A 13,158-nucleotide genomic window follows, 5' to 3' on the forward strand; every position below is an offset into this window, starting at 1 on the left:
TTTTTTGTATTCGTCCACGAAAATACATCATATTATTCCTTATATAGGAAATTATTCTAACAATATTTTCATGTTAGGTTTGATGCATTTGTAGTGTGAAAAATATCCTTACAGCCTCGCTCAGCGCACAAAACTGCTTTTTTCTCGTCTGTAAGAATGAAAAACATCGTTACAGACACGATTCCAYTTCCCCCTCGCAYCTGTAACGATGAAAAATATCTTTACAGCCTCGTTCAGCGCACAAAACTGCTTTTTTCTCGTYTGTAAGAATGAAAAACATCGTTACAGACACGATTCCACTTCCCCTCGCATCCATAACGATGAAAAATATCTTTACAGCCTCGCTCAGCGCACAAAACTGCTTTTTTCTCGTTTGTAAGAATGAAAAACATCGTTACAGACACGATCCACTTCCCCCTCGCGACTGTAACGATGAAAAATATCTTTACAGCCTCGCTCAGCGCACAAAACTGCTTTTTTCACGTCTGTAAGAATGAAAAACATCGTTACAGACACGATTCCACATCCCCTCGCATCCGTAACGAGGAAAAATATCTTTACAGCCTATACACTGGCTGCAGGTTATTGCACGCTTTCCAACAATAAGAATTTGAATTGGCTACGTCAACTCTCATTGGAAAATATGCAGTATTCTAAGGGATGGGTATAACATTATGATCTGCAGATTGGATTATGTGCAATGGAATCATCTCAATCTCTCATACCTCAGAAAACTTATACCTTTCTTCATTCTTAAAAAAAGGAAGGAACCCAAACCAAGGGTTCCTTCCTCTTCTCCGCATCTTTATGGTAAGTTCGACGAACCCATCAAGTAACGATCTACTTCACGAGCCGCTGCGCGACCTTCGTTGATCGCCCAAACCACGAGGCTTTGCCCACGACGCATGTCACCGGCAGCGAAGACACCGTCTACGCTTGTCGCAAACTTACCGTAGTCCGCTTTCGCGTTGGAGCGCTCATCTTTGACGACGCCGAGTTGATCCAGCACCGTGTTCTCCGGTCCTGTGAAGCCCATCGCGATCAGTACCAGCTGAGCTGGGTATACTTTCTCGCTGCCCGGAACTTCCACAGGAACGAATTGGCCTTTCTCGTTCTTCTGCCACTCGATGAGCACCGTGTGCAGTTCCTTCAAGTTGCCATTCTCATCCCCCACGAATTTCTTCGTGTTGATTAAGTATTGGCGCGGATCTTCGCCTTGCACCGCAGCCGCTTCTTGTTGACCGTAGTCCACTTTGTGGACTTTTGGCCATTCCGGCCAAGGATTGTTCGCAGGACGTGTGTCCGGCGACTTGGGCATAATCTCAAATTGCGTAACGCTCTTCGCTTTGTGACGCAAAGATGTGCCCACGCAGTCCGTACCCGTGTCACCGCCGCCGATGACGATAACATCCTTCCCTTCGGCGGAAATGAACTCGCCGTCGGCATGCTCGGAATCCAGCAAGCTCTTCGTGTTCTTGCTCAGGAACTCCATAGCTAAGTGGACGCCGCCTAGCTCACGGCCCTCGATCGGAAGATCGCGGCCTTTCGTTGCACCGCCGCACAGAACGATGGCATCGAACTCCTCCTGCAGCTTCTCAATCGGGTAGTTCACACCAACGTGAGCGCCGGTAACGAACGTGATCCCTTCGGCTTCCAGCAGATCCACACGACGCTGGACGTACTTCTTATCCAGCTTCATGTTCGGAATCCCGTACATGAGCAGTCCGCCCACACGGTCTGCACGCTCGAACACGGTTACCCAGTGTCCGGCTTTGTTCAGCTGCGCCGCTGCAGCGAGTCCGGACGGACCCGAGCCTACGACAGCTACCTTCTTACCTGTGCGCACTTCCGGAGGCTCAGGTGTAATCCAGCCCTCATCGAAGCCTTTATCAATAATGGCTTTCTCAATGCTTTTGATCGTAACCGGTGTATCCTTCAGACCTACCGTACAAGATCCTTCACATGGCGCCGGACATACACGCCCCGTGAACTCAGGGAAGTTGTTCGTCTTATGCAGACGGTCCAGAGCCTCTCTCCATTGACCGCGATATACCAGATCATTCCATTCAGGAATGAGGTTATTAACTGGGCAACCAGCGGCCATGCCGCTGATTAACGCCCCCGTGTGACAAAATGGAATCCCACAGTCCATACATCTAGACCCTTGCGTCTGCAATTTATCTTCAGTCAGCGGCGTCGCAAACTCCTTCCAATGTCCAATCCGAACTAGGGGAGCAGCTTCAGTTGCCACTTCACGACGATGTTCTATAAAGCCAGTTGGTTTACCCATTTACGTTTAGTCCCTCCTGAGAGTTTTCGCTAGAAAACTTACTTCGTAAGCATGTGCTGAGTTCTTCGCTAGAAAAACTGGCATCGGAAGCAAGCGTCACATGTTTTGCTTATGCAAGACTTACTTCGTCAGCATCTGGTCTGATTCGTTAGTTTCCACCGACACGTGAAACATCCCTCATATTCGCCTCGAATGCAACCATGACGGCTTCTTGTTGGCTTAGTCCGGAGCGTTTCACCTTTTCGATAGCATCAAACATCCGTTTGTAGTCCTTCGGTATAACTTTCACGAACTTCCAAACGTACTCATCCCAGTGCTGAATAACTTGGTGGGCAACGCTGCTATCCGTAAATGTGGCATGATGCTGAATCATCGTTTTCAGTTCGTTCATTTCATACGTTTCTTCCAACTGTTCTAGGTAAACCATTTCTTTGTTCACCTTACTTGAGAAGTCCCCCTTCTCATCCAGCACGTAGGCGATACCGCCTGACATACCTGCTGCGAAGTTGCGTCCCGTAGAACCGAGAACAACAACACGGCCGCCTGTCATGTATTCACAACCATGGTCGCCTACACCTTCGACAACTGCTCGCACACCGCTGTTTCTTACGCAGAAACGCTCGCCTGCAATACCACGGATGTAAGCATCCCCGTCGGTTGCGCCATAGAACGCTGTATTTCCAATAATCACGTTATCTTCAGGAACAAAGTTCGACTTACTGGAAGGGAAGATAGCCAGCTTACCGCCGGATAAACCTTTACCAACGTAGTCATTCGCATCACCTTCCAACGAAAGCGTGATCCCTTTCGGTACGAAAGCACCGAAGCTTTGTCCCGCAGAACCATTAAAGTGGAGGCGGATCGTATCGTGAGGTAATCCGTCCACGCCGTGACGACGTGTAACTTCACTACCTACAATCGTTCCGACAACACGGTTGACGTTTTTAATTGGCAGGATGGCATGCACATGCTCCTTGCGCTCAATAGCAGGCTCACAAATAGCGAGCAGCTTCGTTACGTCCAAAGAGCGATCCAAACCATGATCCTGCGACATTTGGCAGAAACGGCCTACATGCTCGCCCATCTCTGGTTGGTGCAGAAGCGGCGATAAGTCGACGCCCTTAGCTTTCCAATGCTCGACAGCTTGCTTAGACTCAAGCACATCTGTACGGCCGACCATCTCTTCAATGGTGCGGAAACCAAGCTCAGCCATCATCTCACGCACATCCTGCGCGATGAAGGTCATGAAATTGACCACATGCTGCGGATCCCCGGCAAATTTCTTGCGAAGCTCCGGATTTTGCGTAGCAACCCCAACTGGACAGGTATCCAGATGGCACACGCGCATCATTACGCAGCCAATAGTAATGAGCGGAGTTGTAGCGAAGCCGAACTCCTCAGCCCCGAGCAGGGCAGCTACGACAACGTCGCGCCCCGTCATCAGCTTGCCGTCTGTCTCGACGACGATACGGCTGCGCAGGTTGTTGAGCACGAGCGTCTGATGCGTCTCCGCCAGACCTAGCTCCCACGGCAGTCCCGCGTGACGAATACTCGTCTGCGGCGACGCGCCTGTTCCTCCGTCGTAGCCGGAGATCAGGACAACGTCCGCTTTCCCTTTGGCTACGCCGGCAGCGATGGTGCCAACACCGACTTCGGATACCAGCTTGACGCTGATCCGTGCCCGCGGGTTGGCATTCTTGAGATCGTGGATCAGCTCTGCCAGATCCTCGATCGAATAAATATCGTGATGCGGCGGCGGCGAGATTAAGCCTACGCCTGGCGTAACGCCGCGAACCTCGGCTACCCAAGGGTACACCTTGGTTCCCGGGAGCTGACCGCCCTCGCCGGGCTTCGCGCCCTGCGCCATCTTGATCTGAATCTCGTCAGCATTGACGAGATAATGGCTTGTGACGCCGAAGCGGCCGGACGCCACCTGCTTGATTGCGCTGCGGCGAAGGTCGCCGTTCGCATCCGGCGTGAAACGCTCTGGATGCTCGCCGCCCTCGCCGGTATTGCTCTTGCCGCCGATGCGGTTCATCGCAATCGCAATCGTCTCATGCGCTTCTTTACTGATGGAGCCATAGGACATGGCTCCCGTCTTGAAGCGCTTGAAGATCGACTCAATCGGCTCCACCTCTTCGATCGGGATCGGTTGTCGGCCTTCCTTGAAGCTCAGAAGCCCGCGCAAAGCCATATATTTCTCATCCTCACGTTTGATGAGCTTCGAGAAATTCTTATACATCGTGTAGTTGTTCGTACGAACGGCTGATTGTAGGGCATGCACCGTTTCCGGTGTGTAGAGATGGTCTTCTCCATCCCGACGCCACTGCAAGTCACCACCGGTGTCCAGCACCTTATCGCGTCCCTCTTGCTCGGAGAAAGCACGGTTGTGGCGGATCAAAGCTTCCTTAGCCACAATATCGATACCAATCCCGCCAACAGGTGTGTGAGTCCATGTGAAATATGAATCGACGAGCTCTTGGCTAAGTCCAATCGCTTCGAAAATTTGCGCCCCACGGTAACTCTGGATCGTGGAAATGCCCATTTTCGCCAGGACTTTAACAACGCCCTTCGTTACCGCTTTAATGTAGTTATATGTCGCTTTCTCAATATCAACGCCAACTAGCTGCTTACGACCTATCATGTCCTCTAACGTTTCCAACGCGAGATACGGGTTAATAGCCCCTGCGCCATAACCGAGCAGCAAAGCAAAATGGTGCACTTCACGCGGCTCGCCTGACTCTACTAGCAAGCTCACCTTGGTCCGTGTGCCTTGGCGAATCAAATGGTGATGGAGTCCCGAAGTGGCAAGCAGCGCCGGAATCGGTGCCTTACGGCTATCCACACCACGGTCTGAAAGGATTAATAATGAAGCGCCCTCCACAATGGCTTGATCAGCAGCAGCATAAAGGGCTTGCATAGCACTTTCCAGACCCGCTGTACCTTCGGCCGCCTCGAATAGTGTAGGCAAGGTAACAGTTTTGAAGCCATCGCGATTAATATGACGCAGCTTCGCCAGCTCTTTATTGGAGAGGAAAGGCGATTGCAACCGGATTTGTCGACAGCTCTCCGGTTCAGGGTTAATCAGGTTGCGCTCAGGACCGATTGTCGTACCTTGAGCTGTAATGATTTCTTCGAAATTCGCATCGATCGGCGGGTTGGTAACCTGCGCAAACAATTGCTTAAAATAGTTATATAGCAGCTGCGGTCGATCGGAAAGCACGGCAAGCGGTGCATCTGTACCCATTGAACCAATAGGGTCTACACCCGTTTTGGCCATTGGCTCCAGTGTCTTACGCAGTTGTTCAAAGGTATAACCAAATGCATGCTGACGCTGCAGTACCGTGTCATGGTCGGAACCGAGAACGATTGGTGCATCTTCCAAGTCTTCAAGTGAGATAAGGTGCTCGTTCAGCCAATCGCGGTAAGGCTGTTCGCCAGCGATGCGGCTTTTGATTTCCTCATCCGTCACGATGCGTCCTTCTACCGTATCAACAAGCAGCATGCGTCCTGGTCTGAGACGATCTTTGTACAGAATACGCTCAGGCTCAATATCCAAGACACCCACTTCTGAAGCCAGTACGATTAAATCGTCGGTAGTTACATAGTAACGCGATGGCCGCAAGCCATTACGGTCAAGGATTGCCCCAATTTGACTGCCATCGGTGAAAGCAATGGCTGCTGGACCGTCCCACGGCTCCATCAGTGTACTGTGGTACTCGTAGAAAGCCTTCTTCTCATCATCCATCGTTTCGTGTTTGGACCAAGGTTCTGGCACCATCATCATCGCTGCATGCGGCAGCGAACGTCCGGAAAGCATGAGGAATTCTAATGTATTATCAAACATTTGTGAATCGGAGCCATCCGTATCAATAACAGGAAGAATGCGTTTGAAATCTTCGCCGAATAATTCGGTTTCGCACATAGCTTGACGGGCATGCATCCAGTTCACATTGCCGCGCAGGGTATTAATTTCACCATTATGAATCAAATAGCGGTACGGATGTGCACGTTCCCAGCTCGGGAATGTGTTCGTACTAAAGCGGGAATGAACGAGTGCGAGTGCGGTGTCTACTTTCTCATCTTGTAATTCAATGTAATAAGCGTCTACTTGCGCAGGCGTTAACATTCCTTTATATACAATCGTTCTGCTAGACAAGCTAGAATAGTAAAATTGCGATTCACGATGAGATAATTTGATAGCGTTTTCAGATAGCTTACGAATAACATATAGCTTACGCTCAAAATCCAAGTTGCTCGTAACATCTTCACTTTGACCGATAAAGACTTGACGAACAAACGGCTCCGCTGACTTCGCGGTATCTCCCAAAGAACTGTTATCCGTTGGAACGGTTCTCCATCCGAGGAATTGCTGCCCTTCTTGTTTGACAATTCGCTCAATTATACTCTCACATGCTTGGCGTGCCTCCAAATCCTGAGGTAAATAAACCATACCTACACCATAGCTGCCAGCAGCAGGGAGCTTTATATTCTCCTTCTCACAAGCGGACTGAAGATACGTATCCGGGATTTGCATCAATAAGCCTGCCCCGTCTCCCGTTTTCGGGTCACTGCCTTGACCACCGCGATGATCTAAATTACAAAGGACACGAAGCGCCTGCTTGACGATTTCATGTGATTTGACACCTTTGATATTGGCAACAAAGCCAATACCGCACGCATCATGCTCAAACCCCGGATCGTACAATCCCTGTTTGGGAGGTAATCCAATTTTAGTCATGTTGTGCAACCTTTCTTCCCTCGTTTTTGGTTGTACTCTTCGTCCTTGCCCGGACAATGGAGTCGTTTACCCTTGGACGCACGCGTTAAAGCGCTAAAAAGTGATGACACGCGAATGCCTATTCCATCTAAACCAAGCTAATTAATTAGATGAAATATTCTCAATATTTTTTATATTATATTAACACTTGATATCTTATAGTTCAATTCAAAAATAAATAATATGAAAAGGGTTTCATTATAATAGATTCCAGCGTGAAAATAGCAATGCCTGCACACTCCCTTAACGTATAGTACGTCAATGAGAGCGGACGAATCTGTACTGGCTCGACCGTCGATGTAATTCCTAGGCTTCTCGCCATCAGAGATGCCCGATAAGCATGGAAGCCATGCGTTACAATAACCGCTGTCCGATAACCTTTTTCCATCATAATCGCCTGACTGTTCTGCAAATTCTCCATGGTGCTTCGAGACTTCTCCTCTAAAAGGATAGCCCGCTCCGGTACTCCTTTCTCCATTAAATAACGTTTCATCGTTTCAGCTTCAGAGGGTTCACTGCCGCCTTTCCCCCCACTCGCAATAATACTCGGAGCTAATCCGCTCCCGTAAGCCTCTACCGCAATATCCAATCGTTCACGTAAAGCCGGACTCGGCTTGCCATCCCATACCGCAGCGCCTAGAATAATGATACAATCACTAGGAGTTCCATGGGAATGTTTCCAAGTATAGTTAACTTTCCAACTCATGAAAGAAAAGTAAAACAGGATGATTAGGAACAAAGCGACGAGTATCCAAAGCCAAGTTTTGAGTTTCTTTTTCATAGGCCCATGATAGCAAACTTTCTATGTTTCATGCTATGATAGCTTATACCGCTGCAAAGAACATACATCCAGATTCCACAGCCTAGGAGGAACTCTGTTTTGAGTATACAGCATACTTTTTCAACCGGAACGATCTGGGAGCCTCTTTATCAATGGCAAATGAATGCCCATCCGATTGAAGTTGAGCTTTTCCGGTCGCAGCCGGTTCGCCGTCTGAAGTTTCTGCATCACTTCGGGGCATCTGCGCTTTTTTCACCGATGACACATTCCCGTTATGAACATACCGTAGGCGTCTGGTCATTAATGGCTCACTTTTGCCCAGATGAACCTCATCTACGAATTGCTGCACTTCTACATGATATCGGACACTTGCCATTCTCCCATGCGGTTGAGAGAACACTAGGGTACGATCATCACCAGCAGACTGAGCAATTAATTAGGCGCGGCGTTGTTGCTGATATTCTTATCAAGCACGGCATTTCTCCACCATCAATTGTGGATATTTTAAATCAAGACAGCCCTCTAACGAATAAAACAACGCTTCTCGGGCTCGATCATCTGGATAGCTTTCTAAGGGACACTTATTATGCCGGACAACAAATACGGCCACCCTCTGAGATTGTCAAAGGGCTTCGCTTACGCGGTCATTATGTGGAAGCTGACGAAGATACGGCTGCTGCACTGGTTCATGCGGTCGTGGAGGACCACCGGCTCTTTCTGAACCCGCAGTTCCTTGCGATGGATGCTTTGCTGGCCAAGGCCGCTGCTCATCACTGCGAGTCGAATCCCGGCATGAAGGAACGTATTCCATCTCTTATGGATCACGAATTGATCCAGGAGCTTTTGCAAAGCAATAATGCGATTTCCAGGGAAATCATCCATGTGCTGATGTACGAGCCCCAACGGATTCAAATCACTGGGGAGCCTGTTCCAGGCAGTATAGAAGTCAAAATTCGAAAGCCTTACAAGAAACAGCCGCTGATCGGCGATAAGCTCGCTTCAGAAGCAAGCTTTCAATCCGCCGTCAAGCTGGCAGAACTCGATAGTATGACAGCCACTTACTTTTTCACCATATAACATTTATTACATCCGCAGAGGGGAATGGCCCAGCTTGGCAAAATTGTATTTCCGTTATGGTACTATGAACAGTGGTAAATCAATTGAAGTTTTACGAGTCGCACACAATTATGAAGAACAAGGAAAGAAAGTACTGCTCCTCACGTCCGTCGTAGATGACCGTTTCGGGGTTGGCAAAGTTGTCTCCAGAATCGGCATGCAAAAGGTCGCTACCGTGGTGGACAAGGACTTGGATATGATTGCACTCGCGAGCACAGAACGCCCAAACTGCATTTTGGTTGATGAAGCGCAGTTTTTGAATAAAGAGCAGGTTGCTCAATTAATTGAAATTGTGGACGAATTGGATATTCCCGTTATTGCTTATGGACTCAGAGCTGATTTCATGGGGCAATTATTCGAAGGAAGCGATGCCTTATTAGCCGTAGCTGACACGATCGAGGAGATCAAAACCGTCTGTTGGTATTGCGACAAAAAAGCAATTATGAACATGCGCTGCAAAGACGGGGAGCCGATCTTCCACGGTGAGCAGATTCAAATTGGCGGTAATGAAAGCTATGTACCTGTGTGTCGTAAATGTTATGCAGCTAAGCGGAAGTCTTCACAAATTTAATGGCTATACTTATAAATAGGTCACAAAGAAATGGTTTTACTAAGAAAGGTGAGTTCCTTGCGAAAAAAACGGATTTTGCTCTTATCCGAGGGCTTCGGGAAAGGTCATACGCAAGCGGCTCACGCGCTTTCAGTGGAGCTTAGGCAGAGCTCATCTGAGATTATTACACGCGTGATCGAGCTTGGCGCTTTTTTGCATCCTACCTTGGCACCTTGGATCTTTTCGGCATACCGCCGCACGGTTACATCACAACCCAAACTCTATGGTATGCTTTACCGTAATCAGTACGAAAAGTCGCCGAGTCGCGTCGCTGGGCTTGTTCTGCATCGTATCTTCTACTCCCAGACGAAAGCAATCATCAAGCAGCTAAGACCAGATATCATCGTTTGCACGCATCCTTTTCCAAGCATTATCGTCTCTCGTCTCAAAAGAGCTGGACTTCATGTTCCTCTCTTCACCGTCATTACCGATTACGACGTTCATGGCACATGGATTGATCCAGCCGTAGACAAATACTTGGTTTCAACACCCATGGTGAGAGAACGTTTGATAGGCCGCGGTGTGCCGGAAACGCATGTTGAAGTCACGGGAATTCCTGTGCATCCTAATTTCCGTTTGGAACATAGCAAAGAGCAGATTCGCCAAGAATTTGGTCTAAAAGCCATGCCCACTGTTATGGTCATGGGCGGCGGTTGGGGTGTATTTAAAAAGGAAGAAAAGGAAGAACTGCTGACGTATTTGGCAAGTTGGAGCAAGGATATCCAGCTTCTAATCTGCTTGGGTACGAATGAAAAAGCGCGTCAACAGCTACTCGAGGAAGACGTGTTCCGGCAGCCTAACGTACATCTAATCGGTTACACTAGCGAGATTAACAAGCTGATGGACATCTCCGATCTGCTCATTACGAAGCCTGGCGGGATGACCTGTACAGAAGCGATGGCCAAGGGCATTCCGATGCTGTTCTACAGCCCCATTCCAGGTCAAGAAGAGAAGAACTGCGACTATTTTCAGGAACAGGGTTATGGTCAGAAAATTATTTCGCTAGAGATGATAGATCACTGGTTCAATTTACTGCTTGAACAGTATCCCGAGCTTGTGAAACGTAGAACAGATATCCGCAACCATCAAAAATATACGGCGCAAGACTGCTCCGCAGCCATCATGCAATATTTAAAGTTATCGGAGAAGCGCCCCTATGTGCAGGCATCAACAACAACACCGCTCATACAATGGTATTAACCATGTATAGGGCGGTGTTTTATTTATGGATCCCCTTCACCGATTCGGCAAGCAGTTCATCTTCACTTATTTGCTTATCTGGTTCGTCGGAAGCCTCTGGATGATGGCTGTGCTTGGCAGCGGTTCTGTTCAGGGGAAACTGCTCGGAATTGACGTAAATCAGTATCACGAGTATGCGTGCTTTGGATTTGCAGGAGCTTTAGGCGGGGCGCTGTATGGACTGCGCATGTTTCATGAGCATTACCACGACCTCACCACACAGTGGGTGTACTGGTACCTGATGCGCCCGATACTATGCTTTGGATCAGCGATCATTACCATCGTCTTATTCGAGAGCGGCATCCTACTGTTGCAAGTCGGGGACTCGATGGCCGCTCGTATCAGTGTGGCGTTTCTTACCGGATATGGGTACGGGAAATTCATGGAGAAGATTCGTGCACTGACGACTACGTTTTTTAACGGAAATGGGAACAGTACCGGAAACGGTAGTAATGGCGGCGATCAGCCGAAGAACTAATAAGATGGTGCAAAAGACATGTTGCTGCCGCGACATGTCTTTTTTTTGCTCAAATTACCATAAGAGCTGAATCGAACCAAATTTATATTGAATTGGATTGGCTTTATTGGAGATTATAATTTTGTCACCCATTTATACAAAGGAGAACAACATGAGAATATTTATTATTTTGTGTATTTGTCTATTTTTGATGCAGCCTGCTGCTAATGCCGCCCCTAAGAAAGATCGAGCTTATTATGAGACACGCGGAGAAATCGTTTGGGAAATAACCACCGATGAGAAAGTCATTGCACTAACGTTCGACGATGGTCCTCACCCTGAATACACAGCTCAGATCCTGGAACTGCTCAAACAGTACGAAGCTAAGGCCACTTTCTTCGTTGTGGGTAATAAAGTAAAGCTTTACCCTGACGTTCTAAATCAAACTATACGCGAGGGCCATGAGATAGCTAATCATACATATAGCCACGCCTATCTAAGCAAAAAAAACAACATTAAAAAAGAAATTAATCAAACAGAGGAACTTATCTATGACACAACTGGAAAACGGTGCCTATTGTTTCGCCCGCCTGGAGGGTTTTATAACGAGCGGCTTGTAGCTACTGTACGGGCGGAAGGGTATAAGATGATTATGTGGAGTTGGCAATTGGATACAAAGGATTGGAGTACACCAGGGGTCAACAAAATTGTAAACCGCGTATTAAAGAATGCGAAAAACGGAAATATTGTGTTATTTCATGACTATATTGAAGGTCCTACACAGACCATTGCAGCCTTGAAGATCATTTTGCCGGAATTAAAAAGTAGGGGATATCAGCTAGTTACCGTTTCACAACTTCTAAATTATAACAAGGCTCTCCCTGCAAAAATTGATTAGACATAGAGATGCCTAAACCTAAAAAGAAATTTGAAATGGAGTGCTTTGCGATGGTACATTTTAAGCTGCGTTATTGTTTGATACTTTGTGCGCTGCCTGTTTTGTCCGGATTCACAGTATCTGCTGGCGATTCCGTCATGACCGAAATTATGAATGAAGCTCCAAAAAAGCGAATCTTACCTATTTCTGCAAAAATAGATCGTGTTGAGGGGGCTATCCCTGGTTACAATGGTCTGGAAGTCGATATTCAAAAGACATACGAAATGAACAAGAACAACCTTGGCGGCAGATCTATTCATTATGTTTATAAGGAAATACCACCGGAGATTCATCTTAATCAGTTGGGAGCAGCCCCTATTTATCGCGGCAACCCTCAAAAACCTATGGTTTCGTTCATGATCAATGTGGCATGGGGAAATGAATATATCCCTGTTATTCTCGATACACTGGACAAGCATCATGTGAAAACAACTTTCTTTCTGGACGGATCTTGGCTTAAAAAGAATGTGACCACGGCCAAACAAATCCTGGACCGCGGTCATGAATTATCCAATCATGCTTATTCTCATAAAAACATGAGCCAATTAAGCAACAGCCAAGCTTACCAGGAGATCTCGAAAACCGAAAAACTGCTCTCTCAAGAGCTGCAAGTAAAAAACCGCTGGTTTGCTCCCCCGTCGGGCGATTTCGATAAAGAGACTGTAGAAGTTGCTCAAAGTATGAAGCTGAATACGGTGTTGTGGACGTTAGATACGGTTGATTGGAGAAATCCAAGCCCGCAATCCATCATTCATAAAATTAGTACAAAAGCAGGCAATGGTTTCTTAATCCTCATGCATCCTACTCGATCAGCAAGTAAAGCCTTGGATGGCATGCTTACCGCTGTCAAGAATAAAGGATTGCACGTAGGGACTGTAAGCGATGTATTGTCTACAAATCGGGTACCAGTTGGTGAACAGTACTTTGGGACAGAATGACGTGGAACTT

The 13,158-nt window shown here is 47.7% G+C and carries 9 protein-coding genes; 6 read left to right on the forward strand and 3 right to left on the reverse strand.

The window, feature by feature from the left end; all coding sequences use genetic code 11:
- Positions 1 to 805: 805 nt before the first annotated feature.
- The 3 genes from ASG85_RS07410 to ASG85_RS07420 all read right to left on the reverse strand — a co-directional run bounded on the left by ASG85_RS07410 (position 806) and on the right by ASG85_RS07420 (position 7,851).
- A complete protein-coding gene (locus ASG85_RS07410) occupies positions 806 to 2,290 on the reverse strand; it encodes a glutamate synthase subunit beta (protein WP_057302529.1) in 1,485 nt (494 codons plus the stop codon).
- Between the two features lie 148 nt (positions 2,291 to 2,438).
- Positions 2,439 to 7,031: a glutamate synthase large subunit gene (gene gltB, locus ASG85_RS07415; RefSeq protein WP_060645827.1), complete on the reverse strand. Its 4,593-nt coding sequence runs from the start codon at positions 7,029 to 7,031 to the stop codon at positions 2,439 to 2,441.
- Positions 7,032 to 7,233: 202 nt separating this feature from the next.
- Complete coding sequence (locus ASG85_RS07420) at positions 7,234 to 7,851, reverse strand: YdcF family protein (protein WP_060645828.1); 618 nt, start codon at positions 7,849 to 7,851, stop codon at positions 7,234 to 7,236.
- Between the two features lie 99 nt (positions 7,852 to 7,950).
- On the opposite strand from ASG85_RS07420, the gene ASG85_RS07425 reads away from it, so the two are divergent.
- The 6 genes from ASG85_RS07425 (at position 7,951) to ASG85_RS07450 (ending at position 13,148) form a co-directional block, all read left to right on the forward strand.
- The gene (locus tag ASG85_RS07425; protein ID WP_057302526.1) at positions 7,951 to 8,928 is read left to right on the forward strand and encodes an HD domain-containing protein; all 978 of its coding nucleotides are present in this window, start codon (positions 7,951 to 7,953) and stop codon (positions 8,926 to 8,928) included.
- A 34-nt stretch (positions 8,929 to 8,962) separates the two neighbouring features.
- A complete protein-coding gene (locus ASG85_RS07430; protein WP_057302525.1) occupies positions 8,963 to 9,538 on the forward strand; it encodes a thymidine kinase in 576 nt (191 codons plus the stop codon).
- Positions 9,539 to 9,595: 57 nt separating this feature from the next.
- Positions 9,596 to 10,777, forward strand: coding sequence for an MGDG synthase family glycosyltransferase (locus ASG85_RS07435; RefSeq protein WP_063860204.1), 1,182 nt, complete (start codon positions 9,596 to 9,598; stop codon positions 10,775 to 10,777).
- Positions 10,778 to 10,802: 25 nt separating this feature from the next.
- Positions 10,803 to 11,294: a hypothetical protein gene (locus ASG85_RS07440; protein WP_057302524.1), complete on the forward strand. Its 492-nt coding sequence runs from the start codon at positions 10,803 to 10,805 to the stop codon at positions 11,292 to 11,294.
- Between the two features lie 151 nt (positions 11,295 to 11,445).
- Positions 11,446 to 12,171: a polysaccharide deacetylase family protein gene (locus ASG85_RS07445; protein WP_057302523.1), complete on the forward strand. Its 726-nt coding sequence runs from the start codon at positions 11,446 to 11,448 to the stop codon at positions 12,169 to 12,171.
- Between the two features lie 50 nt (positions 12,172 to 12,221).
- Positions 12,222 to 13,148 carry a polysaccharide deacetylase family protein gene (locus tag ASG85_RS07450; RefSeq protein ID WP_060645829.1) on the forward strand — a complete coding sequence of 309 codons (927 nt, stop codon included), beginning with the start codon at positions 12,222 to 12,224 and terminating at the stop codon, positions 13,146 to 13,148.
- Positions 13,149 to 13,158 lie beyond the last annotated feature (10 nt).

Origin of the sequence: Paenibacillus sp. Soil724D2 (genome assembly GCF_001427935.1) — a bacterium.
In the GTDB taxonomy this organism is placed as follows: Bacteria; Bacillota; Bacilli; order Paenibacillales; family NBRC-103111; genus Paenibacillus_E.

Bases quoted from the DNA above. Each gene is read 5' to 3' on its own strand.
- ASG85_RS07445 (WP_057302523.1), top strand. From the start codon at position 11,446: ATGAGAATATTTATTATTTTGTGTATTTGTCTATTTTTGATGCAGCCT.
- ASG85_RS07420 (WP_060645828.1), bottom strand. From the start codon at position 7,851: ATGAAAAAGAAACTCAAAACTTGGCTTTGGATACTCGTCGCTTTGTTC.
- ASG85_RS07410 (WP_057302529.1), bottom strand. From the start codon at position 2,290: ATGGGTAAACCAACTGGCTTTATAGAACATCGTCGTGAAGTGGCAACT.
- ASG85_RS07450 (WP_060645829.1), top strand. From the start codon at position 12,222: ATGGTACATTTTAAGCTGCGTTATTGTTTGATACTTTGTGCGCTGCCT.
- gltB (WP_060645827.1), bottom strand. From the start codon at position 7,031: ATGACTAAAATTGGATTACCTCCCAAACAGGGATTGTACGATCCGGGG.
- ASG85_RS07440 (WP_057302524.1), top strand. From the start codon at position 10,803: ATGGATCCCCTTCACCGATTCGGCAAGCAGTTCATCTTCACTTATTTG.